11 protein-coding genes are annotated in these 18,696 nt (G+C 39.4%); 5 read left to right on the top strand and 6 right to left on the bottom strand.

Annotation, left to right across the window (positions count from 1 at the left end):
• Nucleotides 1-72: 72 nt before the first annotated feature.
• Nucleotides 73-3,924 carry a helicase-related protein gene (locus AM228_RS02990; protein WP_054464605.1) on the bottom strand — a complete coding sequence of 1,284 codons (3,852 nt, stop codon included), beginning with the start codon at nt 3,922-3,924 and terminating at the stop codon, nt 73-75.
• A gap of 238 nt (nt 3,925-4,162) precedes the next feature.
• Between AM228_RS02990 and AM228_RS02985 the strand changes: the two genes are divergently transcribed.
• Complete coding sequence (locus AM228_RS02985; protein WP_054464604.1) at nt 4,163-4,564, top strand: hypothetical protein; 402 nt, start codon at nt 4,163-4,165, stop codon at nt 4,562-4,564.
• A complete protein-coding gene (locus AM228_RS02980) occupies nt 4,557-4,991 on the top strand; it encodes an HNH endonuclease (RefSeq protein ID WP_054464603.1) in 435 nt (144 codons plus the stop codon). Before AM228_RS02985 ends, AM228_RS02980 begins: the two co-directional genes overlap by 8 nt.
• Before the next feature lie 96 nt (nt 4,992-5,087).
• On the opposite strand, the gene AM228_RS02975 is transcribed toward AM228_RS02980, so the two are convergent.
• Nucleotides 5,088-8,174: a hypothetical protein gene (locus tag AM228_RS02975; RefSeq protein ID WP_231636574.1), complete on the bottom strand. Its 3,087-nt coding sequence runs from the start codon at nt 8,172-8,174 to the stop codon at nt 5,088-5,090.
• A 180-nt stretch (nt 8,175-8,354) separates the two neighbouring features.
• The gene (locus AM228_RS02970; RefSeq protein WP_054464707.1) at nt 8,355-9,770 is read right to left on the bottom strand and encodes a GTP-binding protein; all 1,416 of its coding nucleotides are present in this window, start codon (nt 9,768-9,770) and stop codon (nt 8,355-8,357) included.
• 447 nt (nt 9,771-10,217) lie between these two features.
• Between AM228_RS02970 and AM228_RS02965 the strand changes: the two genes are divergently transcribed.
• Nucleotides 10,218-10,703: a DUF29 domain-containing protein gene (locus tag AM228_RS02965; protein ID WP_054464602.1), complete on the top strand. Its 486-nt coding sequence runs from the start codon at nt 10,218-10,220 to the stop codon at nt 10,701-10,703.
• Between the two features lie 106 nt (nt 10,704-10,809).
• On the opposite strand, the gene AM228_RS33925 is transcribed toward AM228_RS02965, so the two are convergent.
• Nucleotides 10,810-12,876: an ATP-binding protein gene (locus AM228_RS33925; RefSeq protein ID WP_231636570.1), complete on the bottom strand. Its 2,067-nt coding sequence runs from the start codon at nt 12,874-12,876 to the stop codon at nt 10,810-10,812.
• A 247-nt stretch (nt 12,877-13,123) separates the two neighbouring features.
• On the opposite strand from AM228_RS33925, the gene AM228_RS02955 reads away from it, so the two are divergent.
• A complete protein-coding gene (locus tag AM228_RS02955; protein ID WP_054464601.1) occupies nt 13,124-13,324 on the top strand; it encodes a hypothetical protein in 201 nt (66 codons plus the stop codon).
• Nucleotides 13,325-13,470: 146 nt separating this feature from the next.
• On the opposite strand, the gene AM228_RS02950 is transcribed toward AM228_RS02955, so the two are convergent.
• Nucleotides 13,471-13,707 carry a type II toxin-antitoxin system Phd/YefM family antitoxin gene (locus tag AM228_RS02950; protein WP_054464600.1) on the bottom strand — a complete coding sequence of 79 codons (237 nt, stop codon included), beginning with the start codon at nt 13,705-13,707 and terminating at the stop codon, nt 13,471-13,473.
• 269 nt (nt 13,708-13,976) lie between these two features.
• On the opposite strand from AM228_RS02950, the gene AM228_RS02945 reads away from it, so the two are divergent.
• Nucleotides 13,977-14,474: a DUF29 domain-containing protein gene (locus AM228_RS02945; protein ID WP_054464599.1), complete on the top strand. Its 498-nt coding sequence runs from the start codon at nt 13,977-13,979 to the stop codon at nt 14,472-14,474.
• Between the two features lie 120 nt (nt 14,475-14,594).
• Here AM228_RS02945 and AM228_RS02940 read toward each other — a convergent pair whose 3' ends face one another.
• Entirely contained in the window at nt 14,595-18,668 is a 4,074-nt protein-coding gene (locus AM228_RS02940; RefSeq protein WP_054464598.1) for a CHAT domain-containing tetratricopeptide repeat protein, read from the bottom strand.
• Between the last annotated feature and the right edge of the window lie 28 nt (nt 18,669-18,696).

Genomic DNA, 18,696 nt, shown 5'->3' with positions numbered 1-18,696 from the left:
TGAATTTTCATTTTTAATAATTGACCGCAACCAGGGTTCTGTGGTGGTTAAGGGCGACGTTTATTTGCTTGATTAACTGTTGGCCTCATCTTTGGATAAAATTAAATTGACCGCGTTTAATTCATGGGAATTTAACAAATAGCGATCGCTGAACATATTCACCCGCATTTCCGCTAAACTATAACTGCGAAAAATCAAAAAAGGGAACTCTGCATATTGCCGACCAATGGGTAGAGTATTATAAGCGGGATAAAGAGAATGGACGTAGCGAGAAAGTAGGCTGCGAAACTCGCGTTCTGCTTCCTCTTCTGGCTGACTTTTAAAATATTCCCGGAGGGTTTCCCCACTAATGAACACAAACAGGGGCAGGGCATAATATTGATCGGAATTCTGGCTGGTCAGTTCAAACCATTGGGTTTTATTAATATCCCCGCGCAGTAAATTTACTAACTCCATTGCCCCATCCCGAATCTGCGATCGCAAATTATCGGGATACTGGTTACTTTTGCTAATTGCCCACATTTTTTCTACCAGGTCTTTAGTGGCATATCGTCTAATCTGTTCTTCCAGACGAATTTGATAAGTTTCTTCAAGTTTTTGGTTAATTTGTACCACCAATAAATTACCCGTGAGGATACCGGGTTCTATATTACCCAAGGCCAATAAATTATCTAGTCGTTGGCATAACTTAGCAAAATTACTGTTAAACTTTTCTCGCAATTGTAAATAAGAAGATACCTGGTTTTTCACTGGGTCAACCAGATCGAGATCCTCATTCAAGATAAACTCAGCCCGACTGAGAATCTGTTGTAAGCTTTGATAAACTTCTTCTAGGTTTTTATGACTCGGTTTGCGACGGTGTTCGTTCTTCATTTCCCGGATTAAATTAGTCATAAGACTGGTAAAAGTAGCGCCTGCTGCGGCAACGGATTTTCCGCCAATGGGAATCATCATTACCTGTTTCCGACCCAACTGCCCCGACCCGACAATTCGAGTCATAATCGATAGCTTGAGAATAATCAAAATATTCAACAAATTTAAGATACTTTCCTGAATGGGTATTATTAAGTCGGAAATATCGTTAGCATCAGGATAATAAACTGCTGTTTCTGATAAATAAAATATTAGCTGTTTTTCTTGAGTGTCAATAGTTTGCTTTACCCCATTTTCTAAATATTCACCTCTTGCCCGATAAATTACCTGAATTACTTCCATTAAATTACGTTCAATTTGAAACCGAGGAATTTCTACCAGGATATGAGTTGCCTTGGGAAAAGATAAGCCGCGACTAGCCGAAGAAGTCATAAAAACAACCTTGGCATCTTGCTTATATTGGCTAATTTTCTGCTTATCCGCTTCTGATAGGTTAGCGTGAATTTCTAGGTAATCCGTATTCGGGGTAAATTCTCCCCGATTTTGGCGAATTTTGGTAATCAGTTCTTCTAAGCGTTTTTTGTCTTGAATATAGACTAATATTTGGCCGCAGTTGGCGTCATCTAATAACCGTTGAATGTCGGCATTAATCTGACTTTGGACGGCTTGACCGAGTTGATTAGTTTTATCTTTTAATGGGTTGGGATCGAATTTGACACATTGGATAAATAATTGATAAGTAATGTTTAAGCAACTAGCGGGGTAAGAGTTGGCATTAATTGCGATCGCGTCAGCGGTGCGGAGCACTTTCGCTTGTCGCTTATTAAACACAAAATTCTGCACCGATAAAGGGGCTGCTGCTTGTTTGGCCATCCGAAAATAAATCTTATCCGGTTCTGGGGTAGTTTGGGCAAGATGTTGGGTAATTACTTCCTTTTCCACAATCGACGCATCGGCCACAATTATTTTAACATTAAACCCATATTCAGTTAATTTAAATTTGGTTAAAAATTGGCTGATGCCTTTAAGAAAATTAGCCCCGCTATCATCCCCGGTGATTTCATCAATCATTATAAATATATGCTTAATTCGCTGGGCAATTTCCCGCATCTTTTCGGGAATTACTTTCTTATCCCGTGAGTTGTATGCCCCTTTAAAAATATTGTCCAAATGGCGTAAAGTATCCACCGCTGGAGTGAAGTTTTGCTGCCCTGGTTCTCTTGGGGGATTTACTCGCAATGATTGAATGGAAACCGTGGCGACGATTTGGTTGGATATCTGTTCATTGATTAAGCTATGAATGCCTTCGCAAAGACTAAACAAAACTCCGGCTTTCTTTTCCCCGCGATCGCGAATTTGGTCATCGGCAATTTGGTGTAAGCGTTTCTGAGAACGGCGATCGCTTAAACGGCTATCTTCAGAAGAAATAGCCGCAGCGTTGATAAAATCAACTTGTTTAAGGCGAAAATTATCTTGACGTGCATCAGAATAATATTGCACCGTGGGACGACCTAAGTTATCCTTGATTATTGCTGAGTTACTGTTAATCGCAAATATCCGAGAATCTGATAATTTGCCCGGATTTTCTGTGGGGCGATTCCGCGCAGCGGATCCGGAAATGGAATCGCGGCGATCGCTTTTAAACTTTTCAATCAAATCTAGGTTAACTTGTTTCCGGGGACTGACATAAAGGAATAAGTAACCATCGTCACCGTCTTGGTCTTTACGGCTTTTCAAGAAATTGGCGATCGCGGTTGTCTTGCCAATCCCCGGATTTCCGGTTAAAAAAATATAAGTATTGTCAGATAATAAAGCTTGTTGAATTAGTTCAGCATGGGCATTTCTCAGAGTTGCCCCTGGGGTGACATTTAGCTGAGTAGCTAACTCATCGGGTATAATACCCAAAGAATTAAAAAAATTATCAATTTTTTCTGTATGAGTTATCTTAGTAATAGAATTAATTGACGCTTCCAGGGGTTTAGTGGATAACTCCTGAATCAACTGTTTGCCATCGATAAAACTCTTAGCGGCATTGCGTTGAATTAACTGCAAAACTTTCCGACGGGCATTTTGAATTTCTTGGTGTTTTGGTTCATGTTTATAAATCTGGGCAAAGGTGGCCAAAATATCCAAATTTTCAGGGCGAAGGGATAGGGTACTTAGGTGGCGATCGCTGTATCCCACCACATTAAACACCACATCCGCATCATCGGGCAATATCTGATGTTTTTGTCCCTGTTTCTGTAAAAAGCCATAAAAACTATGGATATATGAACCCGCTTGAATCAACTTAGCAGTTTCCTTATCCTTGCGTTTAAAAGCGGTAAAATATTGGGCTAAATCTTTAGAAAAATCACCTCTGAGATATTCAGAATTTCCCGTATCAATTCGCAGCTTAGAAAACACACTTTTTGAGCGAATATACTTAATTTCGGTCATCAACATTCGCCGTAACACTTCCACATCATCAAGGGGGGCTAAATCAGCGGCAGATTTTACGGAAAATGTAGATAAATCCACACAGAGAATCCGGTATTGATTTTTATAACGCAACAGCAGCAAAGTATCCCCTTGCAAAAATTCTCCTTTCCCGGAATATTGGCTAATTAAAGCATCGATATTTTCTAATTCACCAAACTGAGATAATAGATCGGTAAATTCTTGGCGATCGCTCTTTTCATAGCTTTGCATACTGTTATTATTGCAAAAGCTACACTGATAATATAGAATTTCTAAATCTTGGGTTTTGCGGCGCCCTTGGGGACTCCATCCCGTCGCTTGCAAATATTCCCGGAAAAAATTTAAACCACCTAAAAAACCTTTTTTGAGAAAATACTGACTCCATTTTTCCACAATTTGAATATTCAAGTCACTAATCAGACTATCAGAGTCAATCATCTTCTGCACTATTTTCGGTAACTTAAGCTGTTCTAGATCGTGGCGATATAAATCGCCAAAATGGTGCGGGATTTGCTGGTGTTCTATATAAGCCAGAATCCCCAGATTAAAGCCTACTTCAAATAATCGTCCGAGATTTTCTGCGATCGTCATCGTTTTATGATAAATTAGTGGTTAATTTTTATTCATTATATCCCATAAATGTATAGAGCCAAAGCATATAAAAAAATTGGTTAAATGGTTAAATATTTGGTAAACAAACGAAAGTTAACTGCCAATCATGCTTTTCCTGTAAGAAATATCTGCTACAGAGCAAAAATCAGTCAAAGCTATGCTATAATAAGTATTAATATTAAAATAAGATCCAAGCAATTTTCAAATCTAGCAATATATGTCAACAGTGAAAGTAGCCGCCGAGTTATCCTTCGAGGAATTACTCAATGCGATCGAACAGTTAAGTTTACCTGAATTGGAACAATTTGTCTCGCGGGCGATCGCGGTACAGTCCCAAAAAAAAGCGCCAAGGCTGTCCAAAAATGAAGCTGAACTATTACTACAAATTAATCAAGGTTTACCTCCTGACATTCAACAACGCTATCAAGACTTAATTGTCAAACGGCGCAGCGAGACTCTGACCAGTGATGAATATAGCGAATTATTGCGCCTTACCGACACGGTAGAATCTCTAGAAGCAAAAAGAGTAGAATCTCTGGCGGAATTAGCAATTCATCGGAAAATTTCCATAACTGCTTTGATGGAACAATTAGGGATAAAAACGCAAGATTATGCCTAAGCAACAAGTTACAGTTCAACAAAAACAGGCAGTTATAGAACGCGCTAAAGGTTGCTGTGAATATTGTCGCAGTCAAGCCCGTTTTGCTACCCAAGGATTTTCCGTGGAACATATCCAACCAACGAGTAAAGAAGGTCAAAGTACATTAGATAACTTGGCTTTAGCTTGCCAAGGTTGTAATAATCACAAATATAATAAAACAGAAGCGCTAGATCCTGTTACAGGAAAAATATTTCCCTTGTTTAATCCCAGAGAGCAACGATGGTTAGATCACTTTGCCTGGAATGAAGATTATACTTTAATTTTGGGTTTAACAGCCACCGGACGCAGCACCGTTGAATCTCTACGTTTAAATCGAGAAGGTTTAGTAAATTTGCGACGTATCTTATATAAAATGGGCGAACATCCTCCATCAGAGTCCAAATGATTATAGAAACTAAATATTTTTCCAGCAAATGTTTGTTTTCTTTTCCTAGAACTACCCCCGAATTCGCGGGGGTAGTGTCTAAAATTTCAAAATTGGCTAAACCCGCACATTTAGCACTTTCTTCACTTCCGTTAAAAACGCCAAAGAATTAAAGTCAACTCCAGGGGACATTTGGGGAAAAATAGACAAAGCGCCCACTGACTCTTCCCCAATTAAATTATCATAAGGGTCTAACTTGATGCACATATTCTGATTTTTCTCAAAGCGGGAAAAGTGAAAAAGAGTCAGGTATTGCAAAATATCATTTTTCAGCGGACTTTGATAAATTAAATCCTGGCGGATATTTTGGTCATCCAATACTCCCGGATAGAACTTGCCTAGTAAAGTGGAATAAGACATTACCCCATTATAAAAGCGATCGTCTGCATCTTTGCCCTTCACGGAAATGCCATTAAACAAGTTAAAAAATACCACCGCTTGCTGTTGGGGGTCTTGGGATAAGCGGGTCAGTTCAGCAGTCTCTTGCACATACAAAGATTGCTGCTGCTTCATGTCTTTCACTTTTCGCACATAATACTTATTGAAAAATACCGGATATATTTTGATATCCCCATGATTTTTCCCCAAAGCATTAATGATACTAGGAGACATAAAATACAGTCCCTCATCTTGTTCGGTCTTAGTAATATGCAGGGTACTCGTATGAGGGGCTTGGGCAATATATAAAAAGTGCCGGTATCCTTGGCGATATAAATTGCTCACCGTATCAATTAAAATTGGCGGTTCACCATACAAATCTTTCAGAGAATAATTCTCAGAAAAAGTCAGCAGAGGAGTGAGAACAATAATGTCATTTGGTGTTCGTTGTACGGTGATGACTTCTCCGATTACATTCGCCTTGCGACTTTGGCGGTTTCTGTTATCGTACTTAGCGTCGCTTTCCCGACTAGAAACTACGATAATGGCTAATTTATCTAGAGTTGGCGGGGCTGAATTTTGGCTAAAGCGAAACTTTTTGGGCAATACCGAGTACAAGGAGGCTAAACCATTATCAATAGTAAATTTACTCAGATTATTAATCCGAAAACCTTGAGAATTAGAGCGATATTTTTCCCGCAACAAGTGAGATAAGCTTTTAGACAAATTGGCGATGAACTTTTCCGCGTGTAACGGATTGTTGTGGTTTCCTAGGTGCAGACGAATTTGGGGAATAAATAAGTTATTGGGCGCATTTTCTAGCAATATATCCAAGCAGATATAAGACAACAATGTCCAAACAAATCGATAAGTAAATCCCTGGCTTTCGGTTAATGGTTTCTCTTTCTGATCTGCCTTTGCCGGTCCTAAAATATCTTTATTGTAAGCAAAGACTACCAAAGAATTGGGAAATCCTGGATGACGATATGCTTCGCGACATTTAGTATCACTAGGTGTCCAGAGTACCGGCAGAACTTTGATCCCGGAAATCTGATATTTCCAGGTAAACTCTTCCCGGCTTTCAGCGGTAAAATAACGGATATCCTCTATTTTAATCGTCCCCGGAATTTGACAAAGGGCTTCTGGGTCTACCTTTGCTTCCCCAACGGAAATATATCTCAGGCATTTTTTGGGATTAATGATGTCTTCATTAAAAAAGACTCCGTTTGGCATACTGTCAGTGTCCGAGAGGATGCCTTTTCTGACAGTAATTTGAATGGGATAAGTGCCTGTGGGTAAAATTGTCTGTTGTTTCAGACCGTTTTTTAGCAATTCTCCCAAGCGTTTAATTTTTTCCCGGAAATTGAATTCCTTGAATCCTTTAACCATGCCATAAAATAGAGTCTTTTTTTGCTCCTCGTTATTCCCTTGGAGAATAGGCAAAACTCTGGTTTGAAAGATTTCTAGGGCTGGGTATTCTAGTTCGGAGTTAGGGTCATAGTTAGGGTCTAGGGGGTTGCAGCGAGAGGCAAAGATGAAATAGTATAGTAAAACCCGTCGTAACACTTTTTCGGCAAAAGATTTAGCTTTTTCGGGGTTAGCCAGATTTTCTTTATGTTCGAGATTATCGGGATCGATTAGATTCAGATGATAGTCAAAAGATGGTTGACCACCGTAGGCTTGAACTGCGCCATTAAGTTTCATTTTGAAACCACAGATAAACTGAGTTTCTCCTTTATTTGTATCGGTGTATTCGCCTAAGTTTCCGGCAACAATGGGAATAATAGGCAGGGGGTCAAAAGCTTCGGCGCGGGAAAAAACATCCCTGTAGTTAATGGTGTAGCCAGCATAGCTGACTTCATAATCAGCGTTGGTTTTACTGGTATCGTTGATATATTGTTCAAGTAACTTCAGACGCCGAATTAAATCTTGCAAATAAATTCGCCCTACGGAGTCTGCGGTTTGAATGTGATATAATAGATGCTCTAAATAGACGATTTTGGCGTATTTTTTCAGTTTACCGAGGGTTTCGGTGTCCACAATTCTTTGCAGTTCTTGAAAATCTGATAATTCATCCTCTATTTCGTCTTGGAGATTGTCATAAAGGTCTTGTTGTTTTTCTTCACTGTCTACCTCAGTGAGAATATAGTTTTCGATGCCTTGTTTGAGTTGGTCTTGAACTTGGTTGATGTGGTGAACGTTGATGGTGAGTTTGTGGAATTTTAAGGCTGATTCACTGCCCGGACGGTTGGTTTCTATCCGCAGTTGTTGGGTTTGCTGGTTGGGATATGGTTTGGCAAAATCTTGCCATAAGTTTAAAAGTTGTTTGTCTTTTTCGTCTTTTATTGGTAAGTCTGATAAGCTATTCAGGATTAAGCGATCGCGCAATTCCTGGATAGTTTCTGACTGTTCGTTCGCCCCGGCTAACTGTTGCTGTAACTGTTCCTGTAATAAAGAACGAATTTGCTGAATTTTCCCAGGAAATTGTTCGCTAAAACCTCTGGCAAAATTAACGGTAGCAGTACGCACCCCTTGAGTAGAAATCAGGGGATTGTCCACCCCAGTAGTAGTAGCCAAAGCCTTGGCCAAAGGGTCAATCTGAATCACCAACCGTTTGCGATCGCCGGATAATCCAAACAGAGGATAATCGGGCAATTTTCTCAGAATTTGTTGCAGAAAACTGCTATAGTTGACTGGGGCTAAATTATTACCACCCTCTCTAAATTCATTAACCATTGTAATCACTGAAATCAGGGTTAACAACATTCCTCCCAGGGGAGGTTATTTTAAAATTATAGGTCATTTTGAGACAGTTGAATCAATATATCTCTTGCAAAATTCTTATGCATCCCCCCTTTTTAAGGGGGGTTGGGGGGATCGAAATATTTATGAAAGCACTCTTGTCTAATTTCTTCGTGTTCTTTGTGTCTTTGTGGTAAAAAAAATTTAGACTGCCGATTTTTTCAGTTGTTGTTGCAAATCTTCCCGCAGGCGATCGCACACCGAATCATGGTCTAACTGACTTAAAATTTCCTGAATTACTGTACTCGGCCCCATTTGTCCCCAAGTGCAACCTTGTTCTAAATAAACTTGTGCTGCTTGTCCCACTTTATAAGTACCAAAACCGGCCATAGTTGCCTGGGCGATCGCTGCCCCCGCATAAGCAGTAATCCCAGAACCATCACCCATTCCGCCACCAATTGCCGCGCCAGTTTTACTCAAACCTAAAAATACCCCACTCAGCAATTCACTTAATAATAAACCGCCGCTACTAAACAGAATTTGCTTTAACAAATTCCCGGCTTCATAACTGGTCATGGGCAAACCATATAACCGGGCTAAAGAACGAATCAACAATAAATCTGCCACAGAACCGCCCAACAAATCAATAATCGGAATCGGATTTAAAGCTACTGCCAAAGCTTTATATTGAGAAAACTTTTGAATTAAATTTTCTGCTTGTTCCGTTCTGGCGGCTAAGGCAATTTTAGCCATTTTTGACTCTGCATCTCGCACTTGAGTTAAGGCATTCAAAGCAATCAGCGATCGCCCTTCTTTCTGGACAATGCTAAAAATTTTCTGTTTCAATTCTTCAACTTGTGGCCCTGGAGTTTCTAACTCATAACTCACCCGACCATCGGGCCATTCTACCCGCACTTGTAACGGCGCAGGTTCGGCGGAAACCATGACAATATCATTGGCCGAAAGTAAACGATTCACCCCACGACTTCCCCCCAAAGATAACAACTGTTGATAAATCGCTTCTCGGTCTTGGTCGGGATATAAATCAATCTTGTTAAACACCAAAATCATGGGCTTTCCTGCTTGCCGTAAATCGCACAAAGCATCATATTCAGTTCGGGTAATATCCCCTGCGACCACAAATAAAATTAAATCCGCTTGTTGGGCCACATCTCGCGCCATCTGCGATCGGGCTTGCCCTTCCACCTCATCCAAACCAGGGGTATCGATTAACTCAATAATTATTTTTTGATCCCCATCATTATTCTTTTTTAAGGAAGGGTTCGCGATCGGGATCTCATCAAGTTTCCACTGTAGCGATCGCGGCCATTGAGTCACCCCATGAATTGGCCCCGTTGTCAAAAGTTTCTGACCTAACAACGCATTTAATAACGCTGATTTTCCTCGACTGACTAAACCAAAAGCAGCGATACGAAGAATTTCTTGGTCTAACTTTTCTAAACTTGCTTTTAAGCCATCTAACTGGGCTTGCATTGCCGCTTGATGTTCAATTTCCGTAAACGGTTGCGGGTGGCGACGAATATAAGAATACCAAGAAAGCGATCGACGAATCGTCGCCCGCGCACTATTCAAATGACGACTTTGAGAATTCGATCCAATAGACACAGAATTTCACCTTTTTTTTAGGTTAAAGATTTTTATCGACCTTATCATAACGCAAACATGGCGCAATTTTTCTCTGTCCTTGGTGGGGGTTCAGAAACCGGGTTTCTGTCGTGAATATCAAAAGTTATCTGTTTTCAGCATAAAAGAAACCCGGTTTCTAAGTCCTCGCAGATAACCGAGAAACCGGGTTTCTGTGGTGAAAATAACGGTTATCGGTGGGTGACATAAAAGAAACCCGGTTTCTTCTCTTTGTGTCCTTTGTGTCTTTGTGGTGAAATTATCTCTAATTGGCAGCGGATATTGGCAGCGGATAAAAGAATTATCTTATGCAGAAAATAGTCAACCCATCCGCTGCCAACCACTATCCAAAAATAAAATAGCCCACCCTACAATATAAATACTGTTACACTTATATAGAGAAAAAAAAGAGAGTCAAACAAAATGACAGCGATCCAATCAATCACAACGGCAACAACATCCCTTTATGAACAAGATTTTTATCTGTGGTTACAGACGAATATCAAATTATTAAAAGAGGGAAATTTTGCCGAAATCGATTTAGACAACTTACTTGAGGAATTAGAAAGCATGGGGAAAAACGATAAAAATGCTTTAAAAAGTAATCTGCGGATACTTATCATGCAATTACTCAAGTATAAATATCAGCATAAAAAACTAACAAATAGTTGGAATTACACCATTCGAGAACATCGTATTCGCCTCGAAGATACTTTCAAAACCAGTCCGAGTTTATATCGGTTTTTTGAAGAGATTTTTAATGAATCTTATCAAGATGCGAGAGAACTGGCCGCCGATGAAACGGGTTTATCCATCCAGATATTTCCCCCAGAGTCTCCCTTTACTAGAGAAGAAGTGCTTAACCCTGACTTTTTACCGGCTGATAATGAGCCTAAAAATAATGAGTAGGGACACGATATATCGTATCCCTACGCTAAACCCAGGGAAATATAAAAGGTTCAAATGAGTTGGTTTTTGTACCTCAATCCAACCTAGATTCTCAATTTATAGATAACTATCTGGATCGTTTCCTCGATGATGATTGTGAAGCTAAAATGCTAAAACCTTTTCTCCATTCACACTGGAAAGTTTTAGTTATTAAATTTTTTAAGCAAATGACTTTAATATTAGAATTATGACATGAACCCGCTTTATTTTGTATATTAGTAATTTCACATCCTATATCCTTTAACTCATCAGAAAATGAAATTTCTCCCACATAATCTCCATCAGCAACTACATTATTATTCTCTTCTACATATTGATCCAGTTCCCAACATACAATTTGATCGGTCACTACTAATGGATGGTTAAATAACTCATCGGTTGAAAATGTATATTTATATTCCAAGCCTTTAAGTTCTTCTTTTAATTCATCATCATTAAATTCTGCTGCTAAACTGTCAATTCCTTGACCGGAAAAATTTAAAGGTCTTAACCAAAACTTAGAGTAGGGAGAATGAGCAGGAACAAAATGAGCTAATAGTGTATATAATGCACCTACTCCATGTTCTTCTCCGACACTAGGAACAAAAAACTTTTTACCTTTTAAAACTTCAACATCTAAAATATAAAAATTATCTCTTTGACGGATTAATTTTTTTGCGTCATTAAATTGTTTGACTTGAACGTCGATTTTGGCTTCACTAATTTTATTTCTTAGGCTTTGTATCAACTCGCTGAAAACCTTGCTTTCATTCCAAGCTTGATCTAAAAATTTTTTGATATTTTCTAAAAATTGTTCACTTTTTAGAGTTTTAATTGATGATTCACTTAAGGAATTTCGGTCGGTGACTAGCGGGAAGCTACCATTAATCATAAATACATAATGTGTCATAGCTTTACTATCACTTAAAACCCGATAATCCTGCAATAAACTATGACTAAAAATTTCATTATAAGGACATATTTTTAGTCCTTCAGAACAAACAAACGTTCCTCTTTGTGAACTAAACCCAATACCAGACCTCTTTTTTCCTTGACGATCTAATTCTTCATAGTGGTCTAAAGCTCTTCGGTTTCCATCAATAGCGAACACCAGAGAATACATAGTTCCGCTAAATTTAAACACCTGAGCTTTACGATAATAAAATCTACCTGACCTGAGTTGCTTTATTTCGGCTGGCGTTTTCCAGATATAATCTTCCATACCGGGAAGAAATTTCGGTTTGTCAATGTATGGATATCCAGGAGGGATCTCTTCTAATTGTTCTTTATTGCAATTCCAAATAAAAAGTTGGCATTTATCATTATATGTAGGAGATGATTTTTTAAAATGTTCAGCTTCTTGCTCACTAAATCCTGTTCTCTCAGAATCTAAAATTCTGACATCCCCATGTCTAGTAGAAAATCTAATATAACTTTTTATATAGGGATAGTCTTTATCTGTACCGTAATAGCTGGAAAAGTTATCTACTTCTAAACCTATTACAATAATTATGGTTCCGGTTTTTAAATTTGATTTAAAATATGTCTCATCTAAATGTTGAATAATAGCAACTGTTCGAGCATCTGGTTGAGGTAGTAGTTTTCTTAATGTTAACCAAGGTTTTGTATCGTCTTGATCTGTAATGTTGTGCTGTTCAGAATCTAAAGTATCTTTTGGATTATCTATAATTACAGAACGCCAGCAAGATTCATTGTCCTCTTGGCATCGGGTAATAAGTGCAAATTTTCGTGAAGCAAAGCAAAGTTTTGATCCTTGACATTTGTAGCCTATAGATTTCCCAAGAGTTTTGGTTGAAAGACCTATTGAGAAGAAAGCATCCATTGGCGTTACTCCATTAACTTCTTCTTCAGAGCTTATCCCAGTCCCATTATCAATAAAGATAAACCCATCATATTGAAGTAAAGGATATATTTCAATAACAGATGCTAAAGCATCATAAGAGTTGGAAATTAGTTCGCGAATTACTTCACAGGGATCTTTTCTGTTAACAGATAATTCACGCAAAATATGTTTGTAACTAACACGGCAAGAAATTATACGATTATTTTCTGCCATACTAAATAACCTCACATTTTTATTTATTACTTGAGTAAATATTTTAGCATGAATCAGTATATTTGTCAAGGCTGGCAAATCAAAAATAAATAAGTCAGAAGTTTAGATACATTGTTGATGCTCAAAGACTGGTCTGAAGAAAGCCGTTATCAAAAACTTAATAGAAAAAATATCGATATTTACTATTTAATTTTATTGTTGTTGATTAGCCACATTATTTGATAGCAAAAAAATGTTTATTTTTTTATAAAATTTTACAAGAGGAAGCACCGACAAGCTAAAATGATATCAAAAATAACTACAACATTTCCCGAAAAAGGCAATTATGAAATCAGAGTATGACTTTTCCAAAGCAGAAGAAGGTAAATTTTACCATCCTGATGCTAAACTTCATTATCCCATTTATCTCGATCCCGATGTCGAGCAGTTTGTGACAAAAATTGCTGAACAGAAAAAGATTGAGGTGCAAGTTTTAGTCAATGAATGGCTGAGAAATAACATTAAACTCATTCAAAGTATTGAGTAGTAATTTTTTTTCATGTCGATTGGGTTGAGCCGAGCGAAACCCAACGCGATACCTGATTTTTGTTGCGCTGTTGGCTGTGCGTGCAGCATCCGACAATTGACGCGGCTCGTCAAGTAGCCATAACCAAACATGAGTATCGAGTAAAATCATTCATTCTCCCAAAGCGTCCCTTCAGGCATTGGTTCATCAAAATCGGCGGCAATTTTGATTGGCATTCCTCGCAGGGGATAATTTTTCCCCGTTGCATCAGGAAGCGAATAGGGAACAATCCGAGCAACTGGTAAACCGTTGCGAGTAATAATAACTTCAGACTGGTTAACAGCTATTTCATCAACAATTGCTGTTAGGGTGATATCGGGTTCCTCTAGGTTTAGATATTTCATAATTTTACCGGAATAAAATAATTTTATATATCGATTGAACTGGCGATCGCTCAATAATATTATATACTGATATACAATATTATACAACAACCATATTTACCAAACAGCGATCGCCAATCAAAAAAATTACATTTATCGATCTGGTTTCTTAGTTAACGCTGGGTGAGTCTGCCTTAATTATAACAGAAACCCGGTTGATTTCACCGATATATGCATAAATCATAAAATCTGTTAGACTTATATATAGAAAAGAAAGGGAGTCAAACAAAATGACAGCTATCCAATCAATCACAACGGCAACAACATCCCTTTATGAACAGGATTTTTATCTGTGGTTACAGACAAATATCAACTTATTAAAAGAGGGAAATTTTGCCGAAATCGATTTAGAAAACTTACTTGAGGAATTGGAAAGTATGGGTAGAAGCGATAAAAATGCTTTAAAAAGTAATCTGCGAATACTTCTCATGCACTTACTCAAGTATAAATATCAGCCAGACAAGCGAACAAATAGTTGGCGATACACTATTATAGAACATCGTATTCGCATCGAGGATACTTTTAAAACCAGTCCGAGTTTATATCGGTTTTTTGAAGATATTTTTAATGAATCCTATCAATATGCCAGGAAACTAGCCGCCGCTGAAACGGGTTTATCCATCCAGATATTTCCCCCAGAGTCTCCCTTTAGTAAAGAAGAAGTGCTTAACCCTGACTTTTTACCGGCTGATAATGATACTGCCGAAAATGGCGAAAATAAGGAGTAATGACATATAAAAGAAACCGGGTTTATTATCAAAATTTTTGGTGTCAAACTAGATATCTATGCAGAAACCCGGTTTCTATTCCCCTAGACACAATATATCGTCTCCCTTGAGGTTTTTTAATTACAATTCCCCCTGAGAAATCCAGGCACCCCAAAAATAGGGATGAGATAATAATTTATAATCGGGGTTATTGTCCATAAACTCCTGGGAAAGCATTCTTTTATCCTTAAACTCACCCAAAATATCGCGATCGCCCGTTAAGTTTAACTCTTGTAACTTGTGAATGGTGAGATTGCGGATATAATTTTGGGCTTTAACCAGAGATTCTCGCTTGCCTAAACCCTGCTGAACGTGATTTAAAAATTCATCCATTAATAACAGCGATACACGGGTAGGAACTGACCACAAACTCATAATTAAAGCCTTACATCCCGCTACCGCAAAAGCCCGCCGTAACCCGAAAACTCCCTCCCCTGATTGCACATCTCCTAAGCCGGTTTGACAAGCAATTAAAATGGTTAATTCATTTTCCCATAAATCAATGCCCGCGATATCCTGAGCTAATAGTCTGCCTTTGCCTGCTTCGAGGGGTAATGACTGCCCTTTTCGCCAAGTATTTGCCCCCGCAAAGGCTAAATAACCCCGAATCATGGCATTATTACCAGGTGCAACGGCAAAGCGATTAAAAGGGTTTTCTATAGGATTGGGTGCGCGGGATATTTTATATTCTTCTGAGACTTTTTCGGCAAATTTTCTTAACCATTGGGCGAGATTTTCTTTCCCTTGTTTGACAAAAGTTTCCGCTTGAGTTTCCATCACTAGCAGCAGTTGGGGATTGACTAAATCCCGATTTTGTGATATCTGATTGTTAGCTTCTTCTTCTGATGGACACTTGAGCAATTGATAGGTTAATTTAAAATAGGGATCTTCTGCTTCATAATCTCCATGAGTCGCGATTAATAAAAAGCGCGGGCAGGAAGTTTGATTAAACAGGGTTTCGAGAGCTTTATCGCCTAAATATAAGTTGGGAATGTTTAATTTTTTGGCGATGGTTTGGGCTAGGGGTTCTGTTTCGGGAAGGGGAGCAAATCCCTCGGCAGATAGGCTTTTTAAAACGGGTTTGGTGCTGTGAGAAACCCCGGATTTCGTTAAACCTTCCGTTGGAGATTTGGTTAAACTCGGAGGTTCTGGATAGTTAAAGTTAGGATTGGCAATAATTAAGGATTCCGAGGCTTTACGGTCTGTCTCCAGTCTCCATCTTAAGACATCTCGCCCACTACTGAGATAACTGATTTGATATTTGTCTCTTAATAATTGTTGGCCGGTTTCATCCACTGGCAAAACCCCAAAGGGAATTAGGCTTAATTCGGAATCGGGAGCTATCAGAATGTTTTGATAATTTTGTAGGATAGAAATGAGAGGACTAAAGATTTTTTCGCGTAAGGCGTTGGGTTCTTGGGGATGGTATTCATAAGGGTTTAATTGTGTTTGACTTCCTTTTTTCGCGCCTCCTCTTGCCATTGTGGATGGTGGATTTTCTAAGGATAAAACTTTTCGCACTTTTTCAATTAAATTATCAATCGGTTGCGCTGGTCCTAATGGAATCATCTGCACCGCATCGGGTTTTTGGGCAGGTAAAATAAACGCCCAATATTCGGCAGATTGCCAGTTTTCACCTTCGGGGGCAGTAAAATCATAGCGATCGAACCGCACATATTCTACTAATACCGTATTAGCGGGTAATTCTAAGGCAACGGCGCGGCGATCGAGGGTTTGATGGTCGAGTCGAATTTCGGGAACTTCGGCGGAAAGTTGCTTTTCTAACTGTTGACATTGTTGTTCTAATTCGGCAATATCTTTTTGATAGTTTCGCAAACGAATGCGATAAAGTTCTATGGGTTGTTCCGGTTCGGGAAGGGGTGGGTTATATCGACGGTGATAAAGTTGTTGTTGCTTTGACTGGAGATCATTAAATAGGGGTTTGAGGTGGGAATAGCGTTGACTATGGATGGCAAAATTAAAGGCTGCTAACGCTGCTGCGGTCAGAGATTTGCGGTTGAGAACGACATCTAAGGCTTTTTGGACTTGTTCGGGAGCGTTGGAGAAATATTGAGAAACTAAGGAGAGGAAAGCATCAAAACTTGGTCGATTATTTTTAATTGATTGCAGTCGTTCTTGTTCTGAACTAAAAGCAAAATTACGTTGAATCAAGCGAGTTTCCATTGCGATCGCTTCCTGCCGTTTTTCAAAAGCATCCTGGGGCTGGTTTGTAGCAACTAAGAGTAATGCCAAGTGATTCAGACTGATTGCCACATCAGGATGGTCGCTAGAAAATAGGCGTTTTCTCATCTCTAACGCCTGTTTGTGCAGAGGTTCAGCATCCGCGTAGCGTCCTTGGGTTCTGTAAAGTTCTGCCAAGTTATTCAGACTGGTTGCTACGTCAGGATGGTCGCCTGTAAATAGGCGTTTTATCATCTCTAAAGCCTGTTTGTAGAGAGGTTCAGCTTCCGCGTAGCGTCCTTGGGATTTGTAGAGTCCTGCCAAGTTATTCAGACTGGATGCTACATCAGGATGATCGCCTTTAAATAGGCGTTTTATCATCTCTAAAGCCTGTTTGTAGAAAGGTTCAGCTTCCGCGTAGCGTCCTTGGGATTTGTAGAGTCCTGCCAAGTTATTCAGACTGGTTGCCACATAGGGATGGTCGCCTGTAAATAGGCGTTTTGTCATCTCTAATGCCTGTTTGTAGAGAGGTTCAGCTTCGGCGTAACGTCCTTGGGAATCGTAGAGTCCTGCCAAGTTATTCAGACTTTGTGCTACATCAGGATGGTCGCCTTTAAATAGGCGTTTTCTCATCTCTAATGCCTGTTGCAGGAGAGGTTCAGCTTCCGCGTAGCGTCCTTGGGAGTAGTAGAGTCCTGCCAAGTTATTCAGACTTTGTGCCACATTAGGATGGTCGCCTGTAAATAGGCGTTTTATCATCTCTAATGCTTGTAGGCAAAGGAGTTCAGCTTCCGCGTAGCGTCCTTGGGAGTAGTAGAGTCCTGCCAAGTTATTCAGACTGGTTGCCACATTAGGATGGTCGCCTGTAAATAGGCGTTTTATCATCTCTAATGCCTGTTGCAGGAGAGGTTCAGCTTCCGCGTAGCGTGCTTGGGAGTAGTAGAGATATGCCAAGTTATTCAGACTGCCTGCTACATTAGGATGGTCGCCTTTAAATAGGCGTTTTGTCATCTCTAATGCCTGTTGCAGGAGAGGTTCAGCTTCCGCGTAGCGTGCTTGGGAGTAGTAGAGTCCTGCCAAGTTATTCAGACTTTGTGCTACATCAGGATGGTCGCCTTTAAATAGGCGTTTTGTCATCTCTAAAGCCTGTTGGTAGAGAGGTTCAGCTTCCGCGTAGCGTGCTTGGGATTTGTAGAGATATGCCAAGTTATTCAGACTTTCTGCCACATCAGCATGGTCGCCTGTAAATAGGCGTTTTCTCATCTCTAATGCTTGTAGGCAAAGGAGTTCAGCATCCGCGTAGCGTCCTTGGGAACCGTAGAGTAATGTCAAACTATTCAGACTGATTGCCACATTAGGATGGTCGCCATTAAACAGACGTTTTCTCATCTCTAATGCCTGTATGTAGAGAGGTTCGGCTTCAGAGTAGCGTCCTTGGTTTCTGTAAAGTCCTGCCAAGTTATTCAGACTGATTGCTACATAGGGATGGTCGCCATTAAATAGGCGTTTTATCATCTGTAATGCCTGTATGTAGAGAGGTTCAGCTTCCGCGTAGCGTTCTTGGGAGTTGTAGACTGCTGCCAAGTTATTCAGACTGAGTGCCACATCAGCATGATCGCCTGGGTGAAGGGATTTCGCTAAAGTTAATGCTTGTTTAGCAATGGCTATGGCTTCATTAAAATTACCTTGATTATAAAGTTGAACAAATTTTTGATTAAGCGTTAACTCCATTTCTTGCGTAAAATCATTCCAACCCTGACTTAAATCCTTTGCCAATTCATTATAAAGTTGAACAGCTTGTTGACCAAGCGTTAACTCCATTTCTTGCGTAAAATCATTCCAACCCTGACTTAAATCCTTTGCCAATTCATTATAAAGTTGAACAAATTTTTGATTAAGCGTTAACTCCATTTCTTGCGTAAAATCATTCCAACCCTGACTTAAATCCTTCGCCAATTGATTAAAAAAATCCATTTCCCTTTTCCTTAATTATTGATTAAAA

The sequence above is a fragment of the Planktothricoides sp. SR001 genome, assembly GCF_001276715.1.
GTDB lineage: Bacteria > Cyanobacteriota > Cyanobacteriia > Cyanobacteriales > Laspinemataceae > Planktothricoides > Planktothricoides raciborskii.
The sequence above is the reverse complement of the archived record's forward strand: the minus strand, read 5'-3'. Positions and strand labels throughout refer to the sequence as shown.

Bases quoted from the DNA above. Each gene is read 5' to 3' on its own strand.
- AM228_RS02990 (WP_054464605.1), bottom strand. From the start codon at position 3,924: ATGACGATCGCAGAAAATCTCGGACGATTATTTGAAGTAGGCTTTAAT.
- AM228_RS02985 (WP_054464604.1), top strand. From the start codon at position 4,163: ATGTCAACAGTGAAAGTAGCCGCCGAGTTATCCTTCGAGGAATTACTC.
- AM228_RS02980 (WP_054464603.1), top strand. From the start codon at position 4,557: ATGCCTAAGCAACAAGTTACAGTTCAACAAAAACAGGCAGTTATAGAA.
- AM228_RS02975 (WP_231636574.1), bottom strand. From the start codon at position 8,174: ATGTTGTTAACCCTGATTTCAGTGATTACAATGGTTAATGAATTTAGA.
- AM228_RS02965 (WP_054464602.1), top strand. From the start codon at position 10,218: ATGACAGCGATCCAATCAATCACAACGGCAACAACATCCCTTTATGAA.
- AM228_RS02955 (WP_054464601.1), top strand. From the start codon at position 13,124: ATGAAATCAGAGTATGACTTTTCCAAAGCAGAAGAAGGTAAATTTTAC.
- AM228_RS02950 (WP_054464600.1), bottom strand. From the start codon at position 13,707: ATGAAATATCTAAACCTAGAGGAACCCGATATCACCCTAACAGCAATT.
- AM228_RS02945 (WP_054464599.1), top strand. From the start codon at position 13,977: ATGACAGCTATCCAATCAATCACAACGGCAACAACATCCCTTTATGAA.
- AM228_RS02940 (WP_054464598.1), bottom strand. From the start codon at position 18,668: ATGGATTTTTTTAATCAATTGGCGAAGGATTTAAGTCAGGGTTGGAAT.